Origin of the sequence: Microbacterium sp. Leaf151, from assembly GCF_001424225.1 — a bacterium.
Taxonomy (GTDB): Bacteria; Actinomycetota; Actinomycetes; order Actinomycetales; family Microbacteriaceae; genus Microbacterium.
The window spans coordinates 666,512-690,029 of sequence record NZ_LMOR01000002.1 but is presented as its reverse complement, the minus strand read 5'-3'; the positions used below and the strand labels follow the sequence as shown (position 1 = coordinate 690,029).

General features: G+C 69.6%; 24 protein-coding genes. 9 read left to right on the top strand and 15 right to left on the bottom strand.

What is annotated here, in order from left to right:
* Positions 1 to 13 precede the first annotated feature (13 nt).
* Positions 14 to 2,113, bottom strand: coding sequence for a transketolase (gene tkt, locus ASF76_RS07310; protein ID WP_055955152.1), 2,100 nt, complete (start codon positions 2,111 to 2,113; stop codon positions 14 to 16).
* Positions 2,114 to 2,338: 225 nt separating this feature from the next.
* Here tkt and ASF76_RS07305 point away from each other — a divergent pair, with 225 nt between their 5' ends.
* A complete protein-coding gene (locus ASF76_RS07305; protein ID WP_055955149.1) occupies positions 2,339 to 3,265 on the top strand; it encodes a heme o synthase in 927 nt (308 codons plus the stop codon).
* 492 nt (positions 3,266 to 3,757) lie between these two features.
* Here ASF76_RS07305 and ASF76_RS07300 read toward each other — a convergent pair whose 3' ends face one another.
* Together ASF76_RS07300 and ASF76_RS07295 are read right to left on the bottom strand one after the other, a co-directional pair.
* The gene (locus ASF76_RS07300) at positions 3,758 to 4,243 is read right to left on the bottom strand and encodes a hypothetical protein (RefSeq protein ID WP_055955146.1); all 486 of its coding nucleotides are present in this window, start codon (positions 4,241 to 4,243) and stop codon (positions 3,758 to 3,760) included.
* Between the two features lie 200 nt (positions 4,244 to 4,443).
* Positions 4,444 to 5,430, bottom strand: a complete 987-nt coding sequence (locus ASF76_RS07295) for a COX15/CtaA family protein (RefSeq protein ID WP_055955143.1) — start codon at positions 5,428 to 5,430, stop codon at positions 4,444 to 4,446.
* Between the two features lie 255 nt (positions 5,431 to 5,685).
* On the opposite strand from ASF76_RS07295, the gene sufB reads away from it, so the two are divergent.
* The 6 genes from sufB to ASF76_RS07265 all read left to right on the top strand — a co-directional run bounded on the left by sufB (position 5,686) and on the right by ASF76_RS07265 (position 11,066).
* Positions 5,686 to 7,104, top strand: coding sequence for a Fe-S cluster assembly protein SufB (sufB, locus tag ASF76_RS07290; protein WP_055955461.1), 1,419 nt, complete (start codon positions 5,686 to 5,688; stop codon positions 7,102 to 7,104).
* A complete protein-coding gene (sufD, locus tag ASF76_RS07285; protein ID WP_055955140.1) occupies positions 7,105 to 8,298 on the top strand; it encodes a Fe-S cluster assembly protein SufD in 1,194 nt (397 codons plus the stop codon).
* The gene (locus ASF76_RS07280; protein WP_055955137.1) at positions 8,295 to 8,624 is read left to right on the top strand and encodes a non-heme iron oxygenase ferredoxin subunit; all 330 of its coding nucleotides are present in this window, start codon (positions 8,295 to 8,297) and stop codon (positions 8,622 to 8,624) included. Before sufD ends, ASF76_RS07280 begins: the two co-directional genes overlap by 4 nt.
* A gap of 37 nt (positions 8,625 to 8,661) precedes the next feature.
* Positions 8,662 to 9,432 (top strand): Fe-S cluster assembly ATPase SufC, encoded by a 771-nt coding sequence (gene sufC / locus ASF76_RS07275; protein ID WP_055955132.1) that lies wholly within the window; start codon positions 8,662 to 8,664, stop codon positions 9,430 to 9,432.
* Positions 9,433 to 9,441: 9 nt separating this feature from the next.
* Complete coding sequence (locus ASF76_RS07270) at positions 9,442 to 9,771, top strand: metal-sulfur cluster assembly factor (RefSeq protein ID WP_055837689.1); 330 nt, start codon at positions 9,442 to 9,444, stop codon at positions 9,769 to 9,771.
* 131 nt (positions 9,772 to 9,902) lie between these two features.
* Entirely contained in the window at positions 9,903 to 11,066 is a 1,164-nt protein-coding gene (locus tag ASF76_RS07265) for a MalY/PatB family protein (RefSeq protein WP_055955128.1), read from the top strand.
* Positions 11,067 to 11,141: 75 nt separating this feature from the next.
* Here the strand turns inward: ASF76_RS07265 and ASF76_RS07260 are convergent, their stop codons facing one another.
* The 6 genes from ASF76_RS07260 to ASF76_RS07235 all read right to left on the bottom strand — a co-directional run bounded on the left by ASF76_RS07260 (position 11,142) and on the right by ASF76_RS07235 (position 16,407).
* Positions 11,142 to 11,351 (bottom strand): TOBE domain-containing protein, encoded by a 210-nt coding sequence (locus ASF76_RS07260; protein ID WP_055955125.1) that lies wholly within the window; start codon positions 11,349 to 11,351, stop codon positions 11,142 to 11,144.
* 101 nt (positions 11,352 to 11,452) lie between these two features.
* Positions 11,453 to 12,361: a siderophore-interacting protein gene (locus ASF76_RS07255; protein WP_055955122.1), complete on the bottom strand. Its 909-nt coding sequence runs from the start codon at positions 12,359 to 12,361 to the stop codon at positions 11,453 to 11,455.
* Entirely contained in the window at positions 12,345 to 13,199 is an 855-nt protein-coding gene (locus tag ASF76_RS07250; RefSeq protein ID WP_055955120.1) for an ABC transporter ATP-binding protein, read from the bottom strand. Before ASF76_RS07250 ends, ASF76_RS07255 begins: the two co-directional genes overlap by 17 nt.
* Before the next feature lie 37 nt (positions 13,200 to 13,236).
* Positions 13,237 to 14,313, bottom strand: coding sequence for a FecCD family ABC transporter permease (locus ASF76_RS07245; RefSeq protein ID WP_082484905.1), 1,077 nt, complete (start codon positions 14,311 to 14,313; stop codon positions 13,237 to 13,239).
* Complete coding sequence (locus tag ASF76_RS07240; RefSeq protein WP_055955116.1) at positions 14,310 to 15,356, bottom strand: FecCD family ABC transporter permease; 1,047 nt, start codon at positions 15,354 to 15,356, stop codon at positions 14,310 to 14,312. The genes ASF76_RS07245 and ASF76_RS07240 overlap by 4 nt, the downstream gene beginning before the upstream one ends.
* Positions 15,357 to 15,384: 28 nt before the next feature.
* On the bottom strand, positions 15,385 to 16,407 hold the full coding sequence (locus tag ASF76_RS07235) for an iron-siderophore ABC transporter substrate-binding protein (protein WP_055955114.1): 1,023 nt from the start codon (positions 16,405 to 16,407) through the stop codon (positions 15,385 to 15,387).
* Positions 16,408 to 16,675: 268 nt separating this feature from the next.
* Between ASF76_RS07235 and ASF76_RS07230 the strand changes: the two genes are divergently transcribed.
* A complete protein-coding gene (locus ASF76_RS07230; protein WP_055955111.1) occupies positions 16,676 to 18,274 on the top strand; it encodes an ABC-F family ATP-binding cassette domain-containing protein in 1,599 nt (532 codons plus the stop codon).
* Positions 18,275 to 18,442: 168 nt separating this feature from the next.
* Here ASF76_RS07230 and ASF76_RS07225 read toward each other — a convergent pair whose 3' ends face one another.
* From ASF76_RS07225 to ASF76_RS07210, 4 genes are all read right to left on the bottom strand, one after another.
* A complete protein-coding gene (locus ASF76_RS07225; protein ID WP_055955454.1) occupies positions 18,443 to 19,288 on the bottom strand; it encodes an SURF1 family cytochrome oxidase biogenesis protein in 846 nt (281 codons plus the stop codon).
* A 200-nt stretch (positions 19,289 to 19,488) separates the two neighbouring features.
* Positions 19,489 to 19,677, bottom strand: a complete 189-nt coding sequence (locus tag ASF76_RS07220) for a hypothetical protein (protein ID WP_055955451.1) — start codon at positions 19,675 to 19,677, stop codon at positions 19,489 to 19,491.
* A 212-nt stretch (positions 19,678 to 19,889) separates the two neighbouring features.
* Positions 19,890 to 20,261, bottom strand: coding sequence for a DUF3099 domain-containing protein (locus tag ASF76_RS07215; RefSeq protein WP_156459161.1), 372 nt, complete (start codon positions 20,259 to 20,261; stop codon positions 19,890 to 19,892).
* Positions 20,262 to 20,397: 136 nt separating this feature from the next.
* Positions 20,398 to 21,018, bottom strand: coding sequence for a DUF4190 domain-containing protein (locus tag ASF76_RS07210; RefSeq protein ID WP_055955108.1), 621 nt, complete (start codon positions 21,016 to 21,018; stop codon positions 20,398 to 20,400).
* 155 nt (positions 21,019 to 21,173) lie between these two features.
* Here ASF76_RS07210 and fabG point away from each other — a divergent pair, with 155 nt between their 5' ends.
* The gene (fabG, locus tag ASF76_RS07205; protein WP_055955105.1) at positions 21,174 to 21,884 is read left to right on the top strand and encodes a 3-oxoacyl-ACP reductase FabG; all 711 of its coding nucleotides are present in this window, start codon (positions 21,174 to 21,176) and stop codon (positions 21,882 to 21,884) included.
* Positions 21,885 to 21,981: 97 nt separating this feature from the next.
* On the opposite strand, the gene ASF76_RS07200 is transcribed toward fabG, so the two are convergent.
* Together ASF76_RS07200 and serB are read right to left on the bottom strand one after the other, a co-directional pair.
* A complete protein-coding gene (locus tag ASF76_RS07200; protein WP_055955102.1) occupies positions 21,982 to 22,659 on the bottom strand; it encodes an alpha/beta fold hydrolase in 678 nt (225 codons plus the stop codon).
* Between the two features lie 154 nt (positions 22,660 to 22,813).
* Positions 22,814 to 23,455 carry a phosphoserine phosphatase SerB gene (gene serB, locus ASF76_RS07195; protein ID WP_055955099.1) on the bottom strand — a complete coding sequence of 214 codons (642 nt, stop codon included), beginning with the start codon at positions 23,453 to 23,455 and terminating at the stop codon, positions 22,814 to 22,816.
* Positions 23,456 to 23,518: the final 63 nt, after the last annotated feature.

Below are 23,518 nucleotides of genomic sequence, written 5' to 3'. Positions count from 1 at the left end.
TAATCTCCTCGGATTACTTCTTGGCCGCGGCGAGCGAGTCGCGCGCAGCCTCGACGACGGCCTCGGCCGTGATGCCGAACTTCTGGAACAGGGTCTTGTAGTCGGCCGACGCACCGAAGTGGTCGATCGCGACGGAGCGTCCGGCGTCGCCGACGATCCCCGCCCAGCTGAGGGCGGAGCCGGCCTCGACCGACACGCGCGCCTTGACCGACGCGGGCAGCACCGACTCGCGGTACGCCTCGTCCTGCTCGGCGAACCACTCCAGCGACGGAGCCGACACGACGCGGGCGTGCACGCCTTCGGCGGCGAGGGTCTCGCGCGCTTCGACGGCCAGCTGCACCTCGGAACCGGTGGCGATCAGGATGACGTCGGGTTCGCCGTTTGCCGCCTCGGCGAGCACGTACGCGCCCTTGACGGCGCCCTCCGCGGAGCCGAACTCGTCACCGGATGCCGCGCCCTCGCCGCGGGCGAAGACGGGGATGTTCTGGCGGGTGAGGGCGATACCGGCGGGGCCGGCAGTGCGACGCAGGAGCTCGAGCCACACGACGGACGTCTCGTTGGCATCCGCGGGACGCACGAGGGCGAAGTTCGGGATGGCGCGGAGCGTCGCGAGCTGCTCGACCGGCTGGTGAGTGGGGCCGTCCTCGCCGAGCGCCACGGAATCGTGCGTCCAGACGAAGATGGTCGGGATGTTCATCAGGGCGGCGAGACGCACCGGCGGGCGCATGTAGTCGCTGAAGATGAGGAACGTGCCGCCGAAGGGCCGGGTGGGTCCGTGCAGCACGATGCCGTTGAGGATCGCTCCCATCGCGTGCTCGCGGATGCCGAAGTGCAGCACACGACCGTAGGGGTCTCCCGACCACTCGTGCGTCGACCACGACGAGGGGATGAAGGACTTGGCATCCTTGATCGTCGTCAGGTTCGACTCGGCGAGGTCGGCCGAGCCGCCCCACAGCTCGGGGAGCTCGGCGGCGAGGGCGTTGATGACGGTGCCGGAGGCGGCGCGGGTCGACACGTCTTTGCCGGCCTCGAAGGCGGGCAGGGCGTCGGCGATACCCTCGGGCAGTTCGCGAGCCTGCAGGCGGTCCCACAGCTGCTTGCGTTCCGGATACTTCGCGGCCCACGCGTCGAAGGTCGACTGCCAGGCGGCCTTCTCGGCCTCGCCGCGCTCGACGAGCTGACGGGTGTGGGCGATCACGTCGTCGGCGACGGCGAAGTGCTGCTCGGGATCGAAGCCGAGCACCTCCTTGGTGGCCTTCAGCTCGTCGGCGCCGAGAGCGGAGCCGTGGATCTTGCCCGAGTTCTGCTTGCCGGGGGAGGGCCAACCGATGATCGTCTTGAGGATGATGAGCGAGGGCTTGCTCGTCTCGCCCTTGGCGGCCTCGATCGCGGCGTGGAGTTCGGCGACGTCTTCGACGTACTCGCCGGTCTTCTTCCAGTCGACGGTCTGCACCTGCCAGCCGTACGCCTCGTAGCGCTTGGCGACGTCTTCGGTGAACGCGACGTTGGTGTCGTCCTCGATCGAGATCTGGTTGGAGTCGTAGATCGCGATGAGGTTGCCGAGCTCCTGGTGGCCGGCGAGCGAGGAGGCTTCGCTCGTCACGCCCTCCTGGAGGTCGCCGTCACCGGCGATGACGTAGACGAAGTGGTCGAAGGGGCTCTCGCCGGCGGGGCTCTCGGCGTCGAAGAGGCCGCGCTCGTAGCGGGCGGCGTACGCGAAGCCGACGGACGAGGCCAGACCCTGGCCGAGCGGGCCGGTGGTGATCTCGACGCCGTCGGTGTGGCCGTATTCAGGGTGGCCGGGGGTCAGCGAACCCCATGTGCGCAGCGCCTCGAGGTCCTTGAGCTCGAGGCCGAAGCCGCCGAGGTAGAGCTGGACGTACTGGGTGAGCGACGAGTGACCCGCCGACAGGATGAAGCGGTCGCGGCCGGGCCAGTGCGTGTCCGCCGGGTCGTGTCGCAGCACCCGCTGATACAGCAGGTATGCGGCCGGGGCCAGCGACATCGCGGTGCCGGGGTGACCGTTTCCCACTTTCTCGACGGCATCCGCCGCCAGAATGCGGGCGGTGTCCACCGCGCGCCGATCGATTTCATCCCATTCGAAGTCCGACAAAACGGTGCCTCTCTCGATCTGCGCCCGTTCACGACCGACGTCCGCGCTCACCACCGTAGGAGTGGGAGGGGGGTGGGGGTGTCGCCGCGGGGCGCGCGTTCACCGCCAGCATAGCGAGAACCCGCGACGCTGTTGCGGATCGTGACGGGGCTCGACAGGCGGCCGGGCGTGTGGTGCGGATGGCATAGAATCGGGGAGGATCTTTACGCGCTACCCCGGGGGACGATGGACATCTCGACGACGTCGCACGTCATTGCGCCGACCGATCGCCGCTCCGTCGGACGCACCGTCCGGGCCTACATCGCCCTGACCAAGCCCCGCGTGCTCGAGTTGCTGCTCGTCACCACGGTCCCGGTGATGATCCTGGCCCAGGGCGGCCTGCCCGACCTGTGGCTGATCTTCGCCACGGTCATCGGTGGCTCGCTGAGCGCCGGGTCGGCGGCCGCGTTCAACATGTACCTCGATCGCGACATCGACGCGCACATGCAGCGCACCGAGAACCGTCCGCTCGTGACCGGCGAGGTCTCGCCGCGCGGTGCACTCGTGTTCGCGTGGACGCTCGCCGCCGTCTCGACCGTCTGGCTGTGGGCGTTCACCAACCCCCTGGCCGCCGGTCTGTCGGCCGCGGCCATCTTCTTCTACGTCGTGATCTACACGATGATCCTCAAGCGCCGCACCGAGCAGAACATCGTGTGGGGCGGCATCGCGGGCTGCTTCCCGGTGCTCATCGGCTGGTCGGCCGTCACGGGATCGCTCTCGTGGGCGGCGCTCATCCTCTTCGCGCTCGTGTTCCTGTGGACGCCGCCGCACTACTGGCCGCTTTCGATGAAGTACGCCGCGCAGTACGAAGAAGTCGACGTCCCGATGCTGGGCGCCACCCGGAGCGGATCCGAGGTGGGTCTGCAGGTCATCCTCTACGCGTGGGCCACCGTCGCTTGTTCGCTGCTGCTGATCCCCGTGGCATCCATGGGTCTGGTGTACACCGTGTCGTCGCTGGTGTTCGGTGGCTGGTTCATCTACGAATCGCACCGCCTCTACTCTCGCGCCGTGCGCGGCGGCGAGCCTCGTCCCATGCGCGTGTTCCACGCGTCGATCACGTACCTCACGCTGCTGTTCGTCGCGATCGCCGTCGACCCGCTGCTGCCCTTCTGACCTGATCCGCGAAGCGCCTGTCCCCCATCGGGGCGGGCGCTTCGGCGTTTTGAGCAGTGGCGCGTGGGATGCCGTCGCGCCCCCGACGTCGCTCGACCGCGACGCGGTTGGGCGTGGGCGTCGACGGGTGTGGGCGGAGAGGCCGCGGGAGCGGAGGAGGTTCCGCCGGCGGATGACCGCCGCTGCGGCATCCATCCTCCGCTCGCGCAATCTCCTCCGGTGGGCGGGTGGCGCGCGCCGCGGCGTTCGGTGAGCCGCGGCGTTCGGTAGAGGGCGTGGATGCCGCGGGGTGGCCGCGGAAGCGGAGGAGGTTCCGCCGGCGGAGGGCCGCCGCTCCGGCATCCGTCCTCCGCTCGCGGAATTTCCTCCGGTGGGCGAGTGGCGTCGAGGCGCGAGGCGGAGTCGAGGCGCGGGGTGGAGCCGACGCGCGAGGTCGAGGCACGCGAACGCGCCCACCCCCGGAAGGGAGCGGGCGCGTTCGTCCGAGCGGGATCAGCGACGCGTGGCGTCGTCTCCGGCATCGAGCTTGGGGGCGTCGTGACCGGCCTCGGCCGCGGCGCGGGCCGGAGCGGGAGCCGTCGACGGCGTCTCGACGTCGGCGTCCTCCACCGAGATGGGGGCGGCGGTCGTGGCGGGGGTGTACGCCGCGACGGCGGGCTCGGCGACCGTCTCGTCGTCGCTGGACCAGTCGATGCTCTCGACCGCCACGTCCGGGCGGCGGGTCAGGGCGGCGGCTGCGCCCAGCGCGAGAACGGCCACGATGCCCACGGCACCGGCACCGAGCACCGCGGCGCCGACGACGACCCACGACTGACCGACGTAGACCTGCACGACGGTGGCGTTGGGGTCGTTGAGGACCTCCTCCATCGCGGTGATCCCGTTCAGGACGATCGCGAGTCCGCCGATGATGGCGGCCAGGGATCCGGCGACGAGCACCCAGAAGGGGATGCTGGTCAGCAGACGGGGACGAGTGTGCATGGGATGAACTCCTTGTCGTTCCGACCCGGGGGAGTCGGAAAGCGTCATCCGACGCGGTGGCATCGGATGGATCACGGGCGCGGGGCACCCGGGGAACAACACTGTCTCACCCGGCGGTGTCGGCGTTAGGGGTCGCCGATGAATGCCCTATGAGCGTATAAGAGCGCCGTCTCGCCCCGACGGCACCGGCCGGCGGGTGCTCAGCGGCGCGCGGACGCCGTCTCGCGACGCATGATCGGCTCGTTGGCGATGGCCGGCTGCTTCAGGCGAAGAACGACGACGGTCATGGTCGCCGCGGCCAGAGCGGCGAGCACCATGTGGGTGCCGACGGCGAGCTCGGGCAGGCCGTTGCGCGCCTGGTAGAGGCCGACGGCGATCTGCACGAGTTCGACGGCCAGCAAGGCGGTCGCCCAACGACGTACCGGCAGGCGGAGCCGCCACGCGATCACGACGACCACGAGGGTGAGGGCGAACAGTGCGTACCCGGGCCACGCGTGCACGTGCTCGAGCACTTCGGCGTCGAACCCGTTGCGAATGGAGGCCTCGTCACCCGAGTGGGGACCCGCACCCGTGGTGAGCACGCCGAAGACGATGGTCAGCGCGAGGATCGCTGTGGTGGCGTGCACGAGTCCTGCGAACCAGCGCGGGGCGGCGAGTGTGCGGGCGCCGGCCGGCTGGTACATCCGCACCAGGAAGGCCGCGCACACGGCGACGAGCGAGACCGACGCGACGTAGTGGAAGCCGACGATGAAGGGGTTCAGGCCCGTCAGCACCGTGATGCCGCCCACGATCGCCTGCGCGACGATGCCCACCAGCACGATGAGCGAGAGGACGAAGAGCACCCGGCGCTCGTGACGCATGCGCCACACGAGCACGACGACCGCGATCGCCAGAATGCCGACGAGCCCGGTCAGCGTGCGGTTGCCGAACTCGATGACGCCGTGGATGCCCATCTCGGGCGTGTTGATCAGGGAGTCGGGTGTGCACCGCGGCCACGTCGGGCAGCCGAGTCCCGACCCGGTGAGCCGGACGGCGCCGCCGGTGCCGATGATCAGCACCTCCGCGATGAACGACAGCCACGCGAACACCCGCACCCGCCGGTCGACGTCGACGGGCAACCACGCGACGAAGCGTCGCAGGGGCTCGGGAGCGCGGGTCGGTGACGTGGGGGACGAAGCGGAGGGCATGCGTGCGGCTTCCTGGCGTCGAGGTGGCCCCGGCGGTCCCGGTGTGCGGGGGAGCGGTGCTGCCGTTCCGGGAGCGGGTGCCTGTAGAATCGAAGGGTCCGGGTGCGTCGCTCGCGCGATCCGCACCAGAGACAGTCTAGGCGCGCCGCCAGCGCCTTCGAACGGGCCCACCAGCGACATTCCTGGGACTTCGACCGGAGTCCGGAATGCCGGGGCGGATGACACCGTTGAGGCCCGAGAAGGAGAGTGATCACCATGTCCGATGTACTCATCGACCGACCCGAGCTCGAAAGCCTGGGGCAATACGAGTTCGGCTGGCACGACACCGATGCCGCCGGTGCGCTCGCGCAGCGGGGGATCAACGAGGACGTCGTTCGCGGCATCTCCTCCCTGAAGTCCGAGCCGGAGTGGATGCTGAAGACGCGCCTCAAGGGCTACCAGCTCTTCGGCCGCAAGCCCATGCCCACCTGGGGTGCCGATCTCAGCGAGATCGACTTCGACAACATCAAGTACTTCGTGCGCTCGACCGAGAAGCAGGCCCAGTCCTGGGAAGACCTTCCGGAAGAGATCCGCAACACCTACGAGAAGCTCGGCATCCCCGAGGCCGAGCGTCAGCGCCTCGTCGCCGGCGTCGCCGCCCAGTACGAGTCCGAGGTGGTCTACCACCAGATCCGCGAGGACCTCGAGCAGCAGGGTGTCATCTTCATGGACACCGACACTGCGCTGCGCGAGCACCCGGAGTTCTTCGAGGAGTACTTCGGCACCGTCATCCCCGCGGGTGACAACAAGTTCGCGGCCCTCAACACCGCCGTCTGGTCGGGTGGCTCCTTCGTCTACGTCCCCAAGGGCGTGCGCGTCGAGATCCCGCTGCAGGCGTACTTCCGCATCAACACCGAGAACATGGGTCAGTTCGAGCGGACGCTGATCATCGCCGACGAAGACAGCTACGTGCACTACATCGAGGGCTGCACGGCGCCGATCTACAAGAGCGACTCGCTGCACTCGGCCGTCGTCGAGATCATCGTGAAGAAGAACGCCCGCGTTCGCTACACGACGATCCAGAACTGGTCGAACAACGTCTACAACCTCGTCACCAAGCGGGCCGTCGCCCACGAGGGCGCGACCATGGAGTGGGTCGACGGCAACATCGGCTCCAAGGTGACGATGAAGTACCCCTCCATCTACCTGATGGGCGAGCACGCCAAGGGCGAGACCCTCTCGGTGGCCTTCGCGGGTCCCGGTCAGCACCAGGACGCCGGCGCGAAGATGATTCACATGGCGCCGTACACGCAGTCGTCCATCGTGTCGAAGTCGATCGCCCGTGGCGGCGGTCGTGCCGGGTACCGGGGCGAGGTGCGGGTGGATGCCAACGCGCACCACTCCGCCAACACGGTGCGCTGCGACGCGCTGCTGGTCGACACCATCTCGCGGAGCGACACGTACCCCTCGATCGACATCCGCGTCGACGACGTGCAACTCGGCCACGAGGCGACCGTCTCGAAGGTCAGCGAAGAGCAGCTCTTCTACCTGCAGTCGCGCGGCCTCCCCGAAGACGAAGCCATGGCCATGATCGTGCGCGGGTTCATCGAGCCCATCGCGCGCGAACTGCCGATGGAGTACGCCCTCGAACTGAACAAGCTCATCGAGATGGGCATGGAAGGCAGTGTCGGTTAAATGACGACAGCGACCACGACCCCCGCGGATTCCGTGGCGGGTGACATCGACCCGGCCGCCCTCGTGGCATCCATCGTTCCGGTGCAGACGCGCTCGGAGCGGGCGACCTCGTTCGATCCGGCCGACTTCGGCACGCCGACGGGCCGCGAGGTCAACTGGAAGCTCAGCCCCGTCGACCGGCTCGCGCCGCTCTTCGTCGACGAGGCCGGCCCGACGGGCGTCATGCACGTCGAGGTCGACGCTCCGGCCGAGGTCGAGCAGCTTCGTCTCGCGGCCGGCGACGCGCCGCGCGGCGAGCACTTCCGTCCAGAAGATCTGATCGCCGCCCTCGCCTGGACGCATGAATCCGAGGCGCCGCTGCTGCGGATCCCCGCGAACGTCGAGCTCGACGAGCCCGTGGTGGTGCGGCTGACCGGCACCGGTGGTCTGGCGCACGCCCACGTCGTGATCGAGGCGCAGCCGAACTCACGCGGCACCGTCGTCCTGCGGCACGAGGGCACCGCCCAGCACGCGCAGAACGTCGAGATCCTCGTGCGCGACGGCGCCGACCTCACGGTCGTGTCGGTGCAGAAGTGGGACGACGACGCGATCCACGCCTCGGCCCACCAGGCCCGTGTCGACCGCGACGCCAAGCTCACGCACGTCGTGGTGAGCTTCGGCGGCGGGGTCGTGCGCGTGAACCCCTCGGTCGAGCTCTCGGGCGCGGGGTCCGAGGGGCGCCTGTACGGTCTGTCGTTCGCCGACGCCGGCCAGCACCTCGAGTCGCAGGTCTACCTGCACCACAAGGGACCGCACACGGTCGGCGACGTGCTCTACAAGGGCGCGTTGCAGGGCAGGAGCGCCCGGAGCGTGTGGATCGGCGACGTGCTCATCGGACCGGATGCCACCGGCACCGACTCGTACGAGGCCAACCGCAACCTCGTGCTCACCGATGGCGCGCGTGCCGACTCGATCCCCAACCTCGAGATCGAGACCGGCGACATCCAGGGAGCGGGCCACGCCAGCGCCACGGGTCGTTTCGACGACGAGCAGCTGTTCTACCTGCAGGCTCGCGGCATCGCCGAAGACGAGGCGCGACGACTGGTCGTGCTCGGCTTCCTCAGCGAGATCGTGCAGCGCATCGGCATCGCCGAGCTCGAGACCGAGCTGACGGAGGCGATCGAGCGCGAGCTGGCCGAGGGGGCCGCCGCGTGAGCGCCTCGCGCGCCTGCGCGCTGAGCGACCTCGTGCAAGACGAAGCGCACCGTGTCGAGATCGACGGCACCGCGATCGCCGTCGTCCTCGACGGCAACGGCGAGGTGCACGCGATCGGAGACGTCTGCACCCACGGCGACATCTCGCTGTCGGACGGGTTCGTCGAGGGCGAGACGCTGGAGTGCTGGGCGCACGGCTCGGCCTTCTCGCTGAAGACCGGTCGCCCCCTGAACCTTCCGGCCTTCGAGCCGGTGCCCGTGTACGAGGTCGTGATCGACGGAGACGACGTGCTCATCGATCCTTCCGTCACCAAGGCGACGGCCTGAGCCGCGCCCACGACCACAGACTTACGTAAGGAACCCCATGCCTGTCCTCGAGATCCGCGACCTCCACGTGACGGTCGAGACGGAGAACGGTACGACCCCGATCCTCAACGGTGTGACGCTGACGCTCCGCACCGGTGAGACCCACGCCATCATGGGCCCCAACGGCTCCGGCAAGTCGACTCTGGCGTACACGATCGCCGGTCACCCCAAGTACACCGTCACGAGCGGCTCCATCACGCTCGACGGTGAAGACGTGCTCGAGATGACCGTCGACGAGCGCGCCCGCGCCGGTCTCTTCCTCGCCATGCAGTACCCGGTCGAGATCCCGGGTGTCACGGTCACGAACTTCCTCCGCACCGCCAAGACGGCCATCGACGGCGAGGCTCCGGCCATCCGCGGCTGGACCAAGGACGTCAAGGGCGCCATGTCGAACCTGCGCATGGACCCGACTTTCGCTGCGCGCAACGTCAACGAGGGGTTCTCCGGTGGTGAGAAGAAGCGTCACGAGATCCTCCAGCTCGAGCTGTTGAAGCCCAAGATCGCCGTGCTCGACGAGACCGACTCCGGCCTCGACGTCGACGCGCTCAAGATCGTCTCGGAGGGTGTCAACCGCGCCAAGGAGCAGACCGACCTCGGCGTGCTGCTCATCACGCACTACACGCGCATCCTCCGTTACATCCGTCCGGACTTCGTGCACGTGGTCGTCAAGGGCCGGATCGTCGAAGAGGGCGGCCCTGAACTCGCCGACCGTCTCGAAGAAGAGGGTTACGACCGTTTCCTCGAGGCCGGTACGCCGGTCGACGCGTAAGATCGTTACATGACCGCAACGCTCGCGCCCGAGAAGTACGACGAGGTCACCGAGGCCCTGAAAGACGTCATGGACCCCGAACTGGGGATCAACGTCGTCGACCTGGGGCTCATCTACGACCTCGCATGGGATGACGAGAACGACGCCCTCGTCATCCACATGACCCTCACCTCGGCCGGCTGCCCGCTGACCGACGTGCTCGAAGAACAGACCGCCCAGTCCCTCGACAACGTGGTGGACCGTTTCCGCATCAATTGGGTGTGGATGCCGCCGTGGGGCCCCGAACGGATCACCGACGACGGCCGCGACATGATGCGGGCCCTCGGTTTCGCGATCTGACCCTGCCCAATGAACGCCCGTCCCTTCGGGGGCGGGCGTTCGTGTGTCTCCGGGAAGGGGGCACCGTGCTCGTGTTTCGCCGTCTGACGCGCCGATTCCTCGGCATCCGGGGCGCTTATTAGGCTCGCGACATGAGCGTTCCTCCCCTCCAGGCCCTGCCGCTCGCCCTCCTCCGTCAGCGAACGAGCACGAAGTGGCGCTCGTACGGTGACGACGTGATCCCCATGTTCGTCGCCGAGACCGACTTCGCATTGGCTCCCGGCATCACGGCCGCCCTTCACCGCGCGGTGGAGATCGGCGACACCGGGTACACCCCGCCGCGACCGGGGATCGACCTCGACTTCGCGGACTTCGCCGAGCGTCACTGGGGTTGGCGTCCCGACCCGTCGCGCATCCGCTGGACGGGCGACGTGATGATGGGGGTCGTCGAGGTGCTGCGTGCCGTCACCTCGCCCGGCGACCGCGTGATCGTCACCACGCCGGTGTACCCGCCCTTCTACGACACGGTCGAAGAGGCGGGCGCGATCGTGGAGCGGGTTCCCCTGACCGACGACGGCGAGGGCTGGCGACTCGATCTCGAGGGAATCGAACGGGCCTTCGCCGCCGGCGCGCGGTCGGTGCTGTTGTGCAATCCGCACAACCCCACCGGCACGGTGCACACGCGCGCCTCGCTCGCCGCCCTTGCACGACTGGCGCATCGCTACGGGGCGACGGTCGTCAGCGACGAGATCCATGCTCCTCTCACGCACGCCCCCGCGGTGTTCACCCCGTTCCTGGATGCCGCGCCCGAGGCGGCCGCGGTCGGGTACACCGTGACGAGTGCCAGCAAGACCTACAACCTCGCAGGGCTGAAGTGCGCGGTCATCGTGACCGGTGCCGAAGAGACCGCCGCGGTCGTGCGCGCGTTGCCCTGGGAGGTGGAGTGGCGTGCGGGGCTCTTCGGCGTCATCGCCAACCGTGCCGCGTTCTCGGCCGACAGCGACGAGTGGCTGGAAGGGCTATTGGCCGCCCTCGATCACAACCGCCGTCTGCTGGCGGACCTGCTCGCCGAGCACCTCCCGCTGGCGCGGTACCGCATCCCCGACGCCGGGTTCCTCGCCTGGGTCGACGTCTCGGCCTACGGGTGGGGGGAGAACCCCGCGCCGTTCATCCGCCGAGAAGCGAAGGTCGCGCTCCACCACGGCCCGCTGTTCGGCGACGAGGGCGTCGGGCACGTGCGGATCAACGTGGGATGCGCGCCTGAGGTGCTACGCGGGGCGATCGAGCGCATCGGACAACTGGTACCGCGAGGCTGAGCACGACGCCGACCGCCGGCATCCCGAGCGTCTCGGAGGCTCGGCGGTCGAAGACGACGTGATGCGGGGAGTCGGTCAGTCCTCGACGGCGACCATGACGTCGGATGCCTTCACCACGGCGTACGCCTCGACGCCGACGGCGAGCCCCAGCTCGTCGACAGCGTCGTTGGTGATCGACGCGGTCACGATCGAGCCGCCCACATCGATACGAACGTGTGCGGTCGTCGCCCCCTTCGTGACCTCGACGATGGTGCCCTTCAACCGATTGCGTGCGCTGATACGCATGAGTGCTCCCCTCTGTGGCCACGTCGCCCACGCTGGGCTGTCCGACTCGTCGCCCACCCTAACGGCCGCCGGGGCGAGGGAGCGCGGCATCCCGAGTCCTGTCAGAACTCGGCGCGGCCCGTTCGCCAGTACCCCATGAAGGCCACGGCGCGCCGGTCGACGCCGCGCTCGGTCACGAGGTGACGGCGGAGCGCCTTGATCGCCGACGCCTCGCCCGCGAGCCAGGCGTACAGCGGCGCCTTCTTCAGCGCCGCGCCGCCTTTGGCCGTGCGCGGGACCTCCCAGAGCATGCCCTCGTCGATGTCGATCTCTTCGACCTCGTCGCCGTGGCCCTCGGGGGTGAGGGCGAAGGCCGCGTCGCGCGTGGCGGTGACCAGGTGCGCGTGACGGTCGCCGTCCGCTCGGGCCGCGACGCGGAACGAGAATCCCGGATGCCGCGGCAGGTAGGCGCAGTCTTCGGGCGTGGGCACTTCGAGCACGACGGTGCCCGTGGCATCGGGCGGGAGTTGTTCGAGGATCACCGCGATGGCGGGGGCGGCGGTCTCATCGCCGGCGAGAAGGTATTCGCCGGTCTGGGCCGGTGGGACGAAGTCGACGCCGAAGCTCACGTCGGTGAGGGCGATGGTGGGGGCGAAGATGAGCACCTCGTCGCCGGGGCGCGCGCTTTCGATCCAGGCCGACGCCGGTCCGATCACCTCGTGAGCGACCATGTCGATGTCGACCTCGCGATCGCCGCGCCGCACCGCCCGCGTCGTGTAGGTGCGGAAGGGCAGGCGGCCTTCGTCAGGAAGGGCGCGCCAGTCGGTCCACCAGTCCGAGCCCGTGGGCATGGCATCCAACCCCAGGGTCTCGGTGGGGAAGACGACCTTGATGCGCTGATCGAAGCCGGGGTCGCCGTACTCATTGAGGTCGTCGCCCGTGAACGTGAAACGCCGGAAGCTCGGCGTGAGGTCGGTGATGCGTGCGACGCGGACGCGGAAGAAGCGGGAGGTCTCACGAGGGGAGGACATCGAGGGGCTCCTGAACGGTGTCGGCGGCGGGCACGCGCGGACTGACGTGGTGGCGGCCGCGGGGGAGGACGAGCGGGGTGCCGGAGACGGGGTCGGGGACGACGAGGGCGTCGAGTCCGAAGACCTCGCGGATGAGCTCGGAGGTCATGACGGTGGTGGGGTCTCCGGCGGCGACCACGTGCCCCTCGCGGAGCGCGATGAGGTGATCGGCGTAACGGGCGGCCATGTTCATGTCGTGCAGGACCATCACCGTCGTGGTGCCGCGGTCGCGGTTGAGATCGGTGAGCAGGTCGAGGACCTCGACCTGGTGCGCGACGTCGAGGAAGGTCGTCGGCTCGTCGAGCAGCAGGATGTCGGTCTCTTGGGCGAGCGCCATGGCGATCCACACGCGCTGACGCTGCCCGCCGGACAGCTCGTCGATCGAACGGTCGGCGAGGTCGCTGATGCCGGTCGCGGCGAGGGCCTCGGCCACGACCTCGTAGTCGCGAGCGCTCCACCGGGCGAGCGCGCGCTGGTGGGGGTGGCGTCCGCGGCCGACCAGGTCGGCCACGGCGATGCCCTCGGGAGCGATCGGGCTCTGCGGGAGCAGGCCGAGGATGCGCGCGACCTCCTTGGAGGGGCGTTCGTGCAGCGCCTTGCCGTCGAGCACGACGCGCCCGGCCTTGGGCGGAAGCAGACGCGCGAGCGCGCGGAGGAGAGTCGACTTGCCGCAGCCGTTGGCGCCGACGATCGCGGTGATGCGACCCGCGGGGAAGGTGATGTCGAGGTCGTCGACGATCGTGCGGTCGCCGTACGCGAGAGTGAGCCCCTCAGCGGTGAGCGTTCGGTTCGCGGTCACGAGAGGGCTCCCTCTGGCTGGGAGCGCGCGGGGGTGGTCACAGTGAGCCTCCGGAACGGTTGGTCCTGATGAGGAGGTAGATCAGGTAAGGCGCGCCGAGCACGCCCGTGATGACGCCGACGGGATAGCGGTTGTCGAAGGCGAACTGTCCGAGCAGGTCGCTGAGCATGACGAGCAGGGCGCCGACGAGACCAGCGGGCACCAGGAGCGAGCCGCCCGGCCCGATGAGACGGGCGGCGATGGGGCCGGCCATGAACGCCACGAAAGCGATGGGGCCGCTCGCCGCGGTGGCGACGGCCAGCATCACGACGGCGCCGACGATGAGCAGCACACGCGTGCGCTCGACTCGAACGCCGAGACCGGCGGCGGAGTCGTCACCCAGGCGCAGGACAGCGAGCCCGCGGGTGTTGGCGACCATGAGCGGCAGAACGACCACGACGGTGGCAGCCAGGGGCAGCAGGCGCTCCCACGAGGCGTTGTTGAGGCTGCCGGTGAGCCACTGCATCGCCGTCTGCAGATCCCAGTTGGCCGCGCGGGTGAGCATCCAGGTCGTGACGCTGTCGAGCATGGCCGCGACGCCGATGCCGATGAGCACGAGTCGCGTGCCGGTGAAGGCCCCGCGACGGGACAGCAGATAGATGGCTCCGGCCGTGGCCAGGGCACCGACCAGGGCGAACGCCGAGACGGCGGCATCCGAGAGGGAGAAACCGATGATCGCGACGACGGCGAAGGCGCTGGCACCCGAGGAGATGCCGATGATGTCGGGGGAGGCGAGGGGGTTACGCAGCATCGTCTGGAACGTCACGCCGGCCATGCCGAAGGCGAGGCCCGAGAGCAGTCCGAGACTGGCGCGCGGAAGGCGGAGTTCGCCGATGGTGAAGGAGGCGCCCGGCACCGTCTGACCGAGGATCACGCGGATGACCTGGTCGGGGGTGTAGAAGGTGTTGCCGACCATCAGCGTCACGACGTAGACCACGACGACCGCGCTGAGCAGGGTCGCGGCCACGAGCGTCCGTCGACGCGCGCGGCCGCGCCGGCCGCGGACGAGCGCTGCGACATCGGGCACGGATGCCGTCGCGGCATCGCCCCGGGGCGAGAGGGTCTGCGTGCTCACAGCTCACGCACCTTCTGCCGGCGGACGATCCAGATGAAGAAGGGGGCACCGATCAGGGCGGTGAGGATGCCGACCTCGACCTCGGTGGGGCGCGCGACGAGGCGGCCCACGACGTCGGCGCCGACGAGAAGGATCGCCCCGCCCAGAGCGGAGAAGGGCACGAGCCAGCGGTGGTCGGTGCCGATGAGCATGCGGCAGACGTGGGGCACCACGAGGCCGACGAAGGCGATGGGGCCCGCGACAGCGGTGGCGGCGCCCACGAGCACGACCGCGCCGGCGGAGGCGATCAGGCGCGTGCGCCCCACGTGCTCCCCGAGACCCGTGGCGACGTCGTCACCGAGCGCGAGGGAGTTCATACCGCGGGAGCACAGGACGCAGACGAGGGCGCCCATCGCGAGGACCGGAAGCACGACCTGCACGCGCTCCCAGGTCGCGCCGCCGATGCCGCCGATCTGCCAGAACCGGAACACCTCGAGCAGGTCGACGCGGGGGAGCAGGATCGCGCTCGACAACGAGCCGAACGCGGCCGTGGTCGCAGCTCCCGCAAGGGCGAGCTTGAGCGGGGTCGCGCCGCCGCGACCGAGCGAGCCCACGATGTAGACGAAGACCGCGGCGACTGCTGCCCCCACGATCGCGAAACCCATGTACCCGGTCGAGCTGGAGAGCCCGAAGAAAGCGATGCCGGTGACGACGGCGAGCGCCGCCCCGGCGGAGACGCCGAGGATGCCGGGGTCGGCGAGCGGATTGCGGGTGACGGCCTGCATCGTCAAGCCGGCCATGGCGAGGGCGGCGCCGACGAGCAACCCGAGCACGGTGCGGGGCACGCGGGCGATCACCGCGGCTTCTCCGACGCCGCCCCCGCCGGAGAACGCGGAGGCGATCTCGGTGAGGGAGACATCGCGGGTGCCGAAGGCGACGGATGCCGCCGACACCACGACCAGGCCCCCCGTGAGCACCAGCACCCACAGAAGGCGGCGACTCGCCGGACGCCGTAAGGAGGCGGCATCCGGGAGTGCGTCGACGACGGGGGAGCGAGTGGTCACGAGGGGCGCGGTCCGGTGAGGTGGGGGATCAGCCGACGGCGGTGGTCAGCAGGTCGAGGTACTTGTCGAAGCCCCAGCTGATCGACAGCGGCGAGGGGTTGGCCGAGGCGGCGAGGGGAGTTCCGTCTTCGAGGACGGCGATGTGGCCGGCCGCGATGGCGGGGATCTGCGACAGCAGCGGGTCGGCCTGCAGCTGGGCGACGGTGGAGCCGTCGGTGTTGCCGTAGGTGATCCACAGGCCCACGTCGCCGAAGACATCGGCGTTCTCGGAGCTGATGTCGCTGTAGAACGCGTCGATCTCGGCGGAGGTCTTCGTCACCTGCTCGGGCTCGGGCATGCCGAGCTCGTGCAGGTAGCCGGCGCGCGGGTCGTGCGAGGTGTAGTACGTGATCTTGCTGAGATCGGTGGGGTCGGTGAAGGCGAACAGCGGCGCGACGTCGGCGAGCTCCGGGTGCGCGGCGAAGGCCTCCTGCGACTCGGTCTTGATCTGTTCGATGAGGGCGTCGCCCTCGCTCTTCAGGCCCAGTGCCTGGGAGTTGAGCTGGATCATCTGGTCGAGCGTGGTGCCCCAGGCGGCGTCGGGGTAGGCGACGACGGGCGCGATCTTCGACAGGGTGTCGTAGTCCTCCTGCGTCAGACCCGAGTATGCGGCGAGGATGACGTCGGGCTGCGTGTCGGCCACGGCCTCGAAGTCGATGCCGTCGGTCTCGTCGAAGAGCACGGGGGTCTCGCCGCCGAGCTCGGTCAGCTTGTCTTCGACCCAGGGGAGGATGCCATCGCCGTCGTCGTCGCCCCAGGTGGCCTTCGCCATTCCTACGGGCACGATGCCGAGTGCGAGGGGGACCTCCTGGTTGGACCAGGCGACAGTGGCGACGCGCTCGGGCTTCTTCTCGATCACGGCCTGGCCGAGGGCGCTGTCGACCGTGACGGGGAACACGCCGTCGGACCCCTGCGCCGCCTCTCCCTCGGGGGACGCGGACGTACCGGCGCAGCCGGTGAGGACGAGGGCGGAACCGACGGCGAGGGCCGCCAGAGCGCGGAATCGGGACACAGAGAGCCTCCTGTGATCTAAGTAAGGACAGGCTTAGCTTAGGTCAGCAATCGGGTGAGAACGCAAACCCGGATGCCCAGACGGGGGTCGAACGGTTCGACGCCGAGCTATCCGACGAGGGGCTCGGTGATGCGCACGAGCACGCGGCATCCGGGGTACGCGGTCCCTCGGTGAGAACCCTGTCGGGGGACGTTCGGGAAGGCGACTTATACTGGGTGGCTGGCCATCGTCTGGCCGCTCCCCAAACCCCGAAGAACGGACGTTCGCCGTGCTCGCCGTACATGACCTCGAGATCCGCGTGGGTGCCCGCGTGCTCATGTCCGATGTGGCGTTCCGCGTCTCCGACGGCGACAAGATCGGCCTCGTCGGGCGCAACGGTGCCGGCAAGACGACGCTGACGAAGGTGCTCGCGGGCGACCTCCTGCCCTCGAACGGCGGCGTCGACCGCTCGGGAGAGCTCGGCTACTTGCCTCAGGACCCGCGTTCAGGCGACCCCGAGATGCTCGCACGTACGCGCATCCTCGACGCCCGCGGCCTCGGATCGCTCGCGCTCGGCATGCACGAGGCGTCGCTGGCCATGGCCGACGACGACGCCGCGGTCGCGGCGAAGGCGATGAAGAAGTACGCCAACCTCACCGAGCGATTCGAAGCGGCTGGTGGGTACGCGGCCGAGGCCGAGGCGGCATCCATCGCCCACAACCTCTCGCTTCCCGACCGCATCCTCGATCAGCAGCTGAAGACGCTGTCGGGTGGGCAGCGTCGTCGCATCGAGCTCGCGCGCATCCTGTTCTCGGACGCCCGCACGATGATCCTCGACGAGCCGACCAACCACCTCGACGCCGACAGCGTCGTGTGGCTGCGCGAGTTCCTCAAGGGCTACAAGGGCGGTCTCATCGTCATCTCGCACGATGTCGAACTCGTCGGCGAGACGGTGAACCGCGTCTTCTATCTGGATGCCAACCGCCAGGTCATCGACATCTACAACATGAACTGGAAGAACTACCTGCGCCAGCGGGTGGCCGACGAAGAACGCCGCAAGAAGGAGCGCGTCAACGTCGAGAAGAAGGCCACGGCGCTGCAGCTGCAGGCCGCGCGCTTCGGCGCGAAGGCTTCGAAGGCCGCTGCCGCGCACCAGATGGTCGCGCGTGCCGAGAAGATGCTGTCGGGGCTCGACGAGGTTCGTCAGGACGAGCGGGTCGCCAAGCTCCGCTTCCCCAAGCCCGCCCCGTGCGGCAAGACGCCGCTCATGGCGTCCGGTCTGTCGAAGTCGTACGGGTCGCTGGAGATCTTCACCGACGTCGACCTTGCGATCGACCGCGGCTCGCGCGTGGTGATCCTGGGGTTGAACGGCGCCGGTAAGACGACGCTGCTGCGCATCCTCGCGGGCGTCGACCAGCCCGACACCGGCCAGCTCGAGCCCGGTCACGGCCTGAAGATCGGCTACTACGCGCAGGAGCACGAGAACCTCGACGTCTCGCGGTCCGTGCTCGACAACATGATGTCGGCCGCGCCCCACATCACCGCGACCGAGGCCCGCAAGGTACTCGGATCGTTCCTGTTCGTCGGCGACGACGTGCTCAAGCCCGCAGGGGTCCTCTCGGGTGGCGAGAAGACGCGCCTATCGCTCGCGACGCTGGTGGTGTCGTCGGCGAACATGCTGCTGCTCGATGAGCCGACGAACAACCTCGACCCCGCCTCGCGCGAGGAGATCCTCGGTGCGCTGGCGCACTACGAGGGCGCCGTCGTGCTCGTCTCGCACGACGAGGGTGCCGTCGAGGCGCTGAACCCCGAGCGTGTTCTGATCTTGCCCGACGGTGTCGAAGACATCTGGGGCCGCGACTACGCCGATCTGATCACGCTCGCCTGATCACGCTCGGCTGATCACGCTGGCCTGGTGACGCTGGCCTGGTGACGCGGGCCTGGTCACGCTCGTGTGCTCTCCCGCGTCTGATCGCCGCCGCCTCGCCCTCGCCCGATCACCCGGGCGTGCACGCGTTCGGAGCGGATGGATGCCGGGTAGCCGGCGTCCGTGAGATCAACGGGCGTCGAGCAGGGCGTCTTCGTCGTCGGCGTCGCGGTCGCGCGGACGCTTCCGCAGACGGTGCAGGGCGACCGGGTCGACGCGGCGGGCTTCCCTCGGCACGGTCTCGACCGCCGCGACCGGAGCGGAGGCGTCTTCGGCGTCTTCTCGACGGAGCCTGCGCTCGTTCACGATGACGTAGCCGATGAAGGCGAAACCCATCACCGCGAACAGGATCCACTGGATCGCGTACGAGAGGTAGGGGCCCGGATCGTTGCTCGGCGGGTCGATGGTGAACGGGGCCGTCGCCGGGGCGGGGGTCTCCGACATCAGCAGTCCGTAGGCCCCCTGTTCGAGCGGCCCCGTCTGCTCGGCGACCAACCCGAGGTTGATCGTCGGCACCTGGCCGGGCTCGGCCGATCGACCCGAGGTGGGGGCCGCCTCGCCGGGGCGCAGGCGCACCTCAACGGTGACCTCGCCCGCCGGCGGCGCGGGGATCTCGTCGGGCGCCGACTGGCTGTTGCCCGGTGGTAGCCATCCGCGGTCGACGAGGACGACGCGGTCGTCGTCGAGACGGAAGGGCACGAGCTGCTCGTAGGCAGCGGAGCCGCCGTGCGCGCGATTGCGCACGAGGAGCTGCTCATCGGCGAGGTAGCGGCCCTCGAGGCGCACCGGGCGCCATTCGTCTGCCGGGTTCAGCTCGGCTCCGGCCGCCAGCAACTGCCCCAGCGCGACGGGAGCCGCGTCGTAGTTGTTCTCGACGAGCTGCAGCTGCTCGGTGCGCTCGGCGTTACGCGAGAACTGCCAGTTCGACAGGAATGCGCACGCGATGGCGAAGAGGATTGCGACGCCGACGTACATCGCCCACCGGGCGGCGGCGGGTGTCTCGCGGGCGCTCACGTGCGGTCTCCGATGACACGCGCTGCGAAATCGCTCACGTCATCCTCCCTCGCCACGCTTCCAGGGTACGTCGCTCGGCCTGTACGTGCGCTCACGCCGGTCGTGCCGACGGTCCCCTCGACGGGGAAATCCCGTGCGCTCAGGAACTGTCGCGCGAGCATTCACTCGGGTCGCGCCGCAAGGGCGGCGACCTCGACCGGGAAGTCACGCGCGCTCAGGAATTCCCGGAGGTACACGACGTGTTCGTCGCACGCGACCCATGTCTTGCGGCGGTCGGCCGCGTGGATGCGGGGGTTGCGCCAGCGAAGGGCCCAGATGGCCAGGTCACGGCATCCGGCGCGCGAGCACACGGTCCGCTCGACGGCTGCTGCCGCTTCGGCGAGTGTGGTCGGTTGTTCGGACGCCGCCTCACCAGCAGATCCCGTCTGATCGGGGACTGCGGTCGGTTGGCCGAACGACGCCTGACCGCCAGGTCCCGTCTGTTCGGGGAGTGCGGTCCGTCGGTCGGACGCCGCCTGATCGAGGGACCCCGTCTGTTCGGGGGACGTGTTCGGTGCGTCGGTCACGACCGGTCGTCGCGCGGGGGGTTGATGCCCGGAGTCTCGGCGATGCGGATGACCAGCGGCGCGTCGGGATCGACGGCGGCGGCGGCCGGCGCCGGGCGCGGAGCCTCGATTGCACGCTCCGGGTTGATCGCCGTCGTCTCGGCGGCGTCCTCGCCCACGTTCGCCACGATCACGGCCACGTAGGGCAGGAAGATCGCGCCCGCGGCGAAGACGAACGTGTACCAGCCGTACGGCGTGATGAGGGCCATTGCGAGGAAGCACCCGATGCGGATGCCCATCATCAGCATGTACTTGGCGAAACGACCGTCGGCGCTCTCCCGAGGTGCCTTGGGGAGCGACGTCGCAGACTGGGCGCGGTTTGTCTTCACAGTGGTCTCAGGGTACGCCCGTCGGCGAGGGGGGCGGCGCGTTCTCGCGGGCGTCGTCTCGACGTCATGACAAGCGTTGCCGACACTGCTGGGGGTGCCGCCCGATGGACGCTACCCGCAGAGGTCGAAGGGGTGCTCAAGCGCCGTAGCGCATGTCGCTTCCCCCGGTGACGCCGATGATGACGGCCGCCAGAATGATGAGGAGGATGCCGAGCCCGAGGCTGATGTAGCCGATGAGCACACCCGACAGGGCCATGCCGCGTCCGCGTTCGCCCGTCGTCTTGATCTGCTTCAGCGAGATGTGGCCGGTGATGATGCCGACGATCTGCCCGATGACCGGAATGGCGAACAGACCCACGAGCGACGACACGAGCGCGACGATCGCCAGCGGGTTGATGCGCGCGGCGGTGCCGTAGCCGTAGGCGGGCCCGCCATAGGGCTGCTGGCCGTACGGTTGCTGGCCGTAGGTCTGCTGGCCGTAGTCCTGCTGGCCGTAGGCCGGTGCGGCGGCGGCGGGAGCAGACGGGTCGTACGCGGGTGCCGGGTAGGCGGGCTCGCCGTAAGCCGGGGCAGGCGGGGCGGCGTACCCCGCCGAGGGGGTGCCGCTGCCCGGTGCCGGGGGAGCGGCGTAAGGAGGTGCCGGGGGCACGCCGTCGCCCGTCGGACGAGACGCTGCGTCGGGACCCGTCGCCCCCGTGCCGGTCGCTTCGGGTGTGTGCCCGTACGGGGAGGGGTCGTTGGTGCGGTCGTCGCTCACGGGTCGCCTTTCGTCGTGCTGCGTTCCAGCGTTCCAGCGCCGCTCGGGCTGTGTCAAACCCGTGCCCTGCTCGGCCATCCGCGGGCCGCCGTCGGCGCGGGGCGGCGCTCGCTAGGCTGGGCCGGTTACGTCCCCGCACGCACAGGAGTGTCACCATGTCCCAGGACCGCGTCGTCGTCGTCACCGGAGGAAACCGGGGCATCGGTCGTTCCATCGCCGAGCGTTTCGTCGCCGAGGGGTGGAAGGTCGCCGTGACCGCCCGGTCGGGTGAGGGCCCCGAGGGAACGCTCACCGTCCGTGCCGATGTGACCGACGCGGCCGCTGTGGACGCCGCCTTCTCGCAGGTCGAGACTGAGCTGGGTCCGATCGCCGTGGTCGTCGCGAACGCCGGGGTGACCAAAGACACCCTTCTGCTGCGCATGAGCGAAGACGACTTCGACAGCGTGGTCAGCACCAACCTGGGCGGGGCTTTCCGCGTGGTGAAGCGGGCGTCGAAGGGCATGCTGAAGGCGCGCTGGGGTCGGGTCATCCTCATTTCCAGCGTCGTCGGCCTCTACGGGTCGGCGGGGCAGATCAACTACGCCGCTTCCAAGAGCGCCCTCGTCGGCTTCGCCCGTTCGCTGACCCGCGAGCTCGGCGGGCGCGGCATCACCGCGAATGTCGTCGCGCCCGGGTTCATCGAGACCGACATGACCGCCGAACTGCCCGCTGAAACGCAGGCGGAGTACAAGAAGAGCATCCCTGCCGGACGTTTCGCCACGCCCGACGAGGTCGCCGGTGTCGTCACGTGGCTGGCCGGAGACGATGCCGCGTACATTTCGGGCGCCGTCATCCCCGTCGACGGTGGTCTCGGGATGGGTCACTGACGCACGGCACCGAGGCCTCGTGACCTGAGGGCACGGGACCGTCGCGCGGACGCGAGATCTCGCGGACGGGCGCACCGGGTCAGCGCCGACGGAGGTGTCACCGAACCGCCGCCACCAGCTTCTCCGCGAACTCCGCAGGTTGCGAGAACTGCGGCCAGTGGCCCGAACCGAGGTGCACGACCTCTACGTCGTCGATGCGACCGAGCTCTTCGGCATAGGCGCCCCAGTCCGCGAGCACGCGCGGCAGGGATTCGGCGTCGAGCTGACCGGACAGGATCGTGACGGGCACGGAGAATCGACGGTCGTCACCGAGGGTGATCGGGGAGGTCGGCACCCGCCCGGGAACGTCGACCACCTGTTCCGCGGTGCGGCGACGCGTCTCGTCGTCGATGTCGGCCACGTCGTCGTGATCGAAGAAGTCCCAGCCCGGGAAGTGCACCACGCCGTCGTCGACGGGGAACTCCGAGATCATGGCCCCGGGGTGCGGCACGATCGTGTCGACCAGGATGACGCGGGCGATGCGCTCGGGGCGCCGGTCGGCGGCACCCCACACGACGTTGCCCCCGCCGGAATGCCCGATGAGCACGACGGGCGGATCGAGACGGTCGACCTCCGAGACGACGGCGTCGACCCAGTCGTCGATGACCAGGTCGCCGACCGCGGGGCCCGGCATGCTCAACGGGTGCGGTCTGTGCCCTGCCGCCTCGAGCGCCGGGACGATGTCGTCCCACGACGACGCGGTGAGCCAGAGTCCGGGTACGAGGATGATGTCCATGCTCGGAGCGTAGGACGGGGTTCCGACATCGGGAAGAGGAGCCGCCGACGGACCGGCGGGAGCGGGTGGCGGGCGCCTCTGCGGGCTCCGGCACATCGCGACGGCGGACGTCTTTCGCGCGGGCAGGTTTCGGGACGGGCGTCGCGCGATGGGGTCAGCGAGGCAGCAGGGCGATGACTTCGGCGAGGTCGACGGCGTCGATCACGAGATCGGCGCGCTCGCGCACGGCGGGCTTCGCGTTGAAGGCCAGCCCCAGGCCCGCGACCGCCATCATCTCGAGGTCGTTCGCGCCGTCGCCGATCGCGAATGTCAGCGCGAGCGGAACGCCGCGTTCGGCGGCCCACGCCTGCAGCGTCTCGGCTTTGGCCGTGGCATCCACGATCCCCCCGTCGACCTCGCCCGTGAGCGCTCCCTCGGATGCCGCGAGGCGGTTCGCACGCCAGACGTCGACGCCCAGGTCGGGGGCGATGGTGTCGAGTACCTCGTGGAAGCCGCCCGAGACCACGCCGACGACTCCGCCGCGCTCGTGGACCGCGGTGATGAGCTCGCGCACACCCGGGGTGGGCTCGATACGGGCGATCGCGCGAGCGAACGCGTCGGTGGAGACGCCGGTCAGCGCTTTCACCCGGGAACGCAGGCTGGTGGCGAAGTCGACCTCTCCGCGCATGGCGGCTTCGGTGGCGGCGGCGACTTCGGCGCCGCGACCGGCTTCGTCGGCGAGGAGTTCGATGACCTCGTTGCGGATCAGGGTGGAGTCGGCGTCGAGCACGACGAGGAAGCGGGCGGGCGCAGGCACGCGCTCGACCCTAGCGGGTCGCGTAGTTGCTCGCCGATCGCGAGGGGCAGCGTGCCGACGGGC

Excerpts from the sequence above, each read along its gene's own strand:
- ASF76_RS07305 (WP_055955149.1), top strand. The coding sequence starts at position 2,339 with ATGGACATCTCGACGACGTCGCACGTCATTGCGCCGACCGATCGCCGC.
- ASF76_RS07300 (WP_055955146.1), bottom strand. The coding sequence starts at position 4,243 with ATGCACACTCGTCCCCGTCTGCTGACCAGCATCCCCTTCTGGGTGCTC.
- ASF76_RS07295 (WP_055955143.1), bottom strand. The coding sequence starts at position 5,430 with ATGCCCTCCGCTTCGTCCCCCACGTCACCGACCCGCGCTCCCGAGCCC.
- sufB (WP_055955461.1), top strand. The coding sequence starts at position 5,686 with ATGTCCGATGTACTCATCGACCGACCCGAGCTCGAAAGCCTGGGGCAA.
- sufD (WP_055955140.1), top strand. The coding sequence starts at position 7,105 with ATGACGACAGCGACCACGACCCCCGCGGATTCCGTGGCGGGTGACATC.
- sufC (WP_055955132.1), top strand. The coding sequence starts at position 8,662 with ATGCCTGTCCTCGAGATCCGCGACCTCCACGTGACGGTCGAGACGGAG.
- ASF76_RS07270 (WP_055837689.1), top strand. The coding sequence starts at position 9,442 with ATGACCGCAACGCTCGCGCCCGAGAAGTACGACGAGGTCACCGAGGCC.
- ASF76_RS07265 (WP_055955128.1), top strand. The coding sequence starts at position 9,903 with ATGAGCGTTCCTCCCCTCCAGGCCCTGCCGCTCGCCCTCCTCCGTCAG.
- ASF76_RS07260 (WP_055955125.1), bottom strand. The coding sequence starts at position 11,351 with ATGCGTATCAGCGCACGCAATCGGTTGAAGGGCACCATCGTCGAGGTC.
- ASF76_RS07255 (WP_055955122.1), bottom strand. The coding sequence starts at position 12,361 with ATGTCCTCCCCTCGTGAGACCTCCCGCTTCTTCCGCGTCCGCGTCGCA.
- ASF76_RS07225 (WP_055955454.1), bottom strand. The coding sequence starts at position 19,288 with ATGTACGTCGGCGTCGCAATCCTCTTCGCCATCGCGTGCGCATTCCTG.
- fabG (WP_055955105.1), top strand. The coding sequence starts at position 21,174 with ATGTCCCAGGACCGCGTCGTCGTCGTCACCGGAGGAAACCGGGGCATC.
- ASF76_RS07200 (WP_055955102.1), bottom strand. The coding sequence starts at position 22,659 with ATGGACATCATCCTCGTACCCGGACTCTGGCTCACCGCGTCGTCGTGG.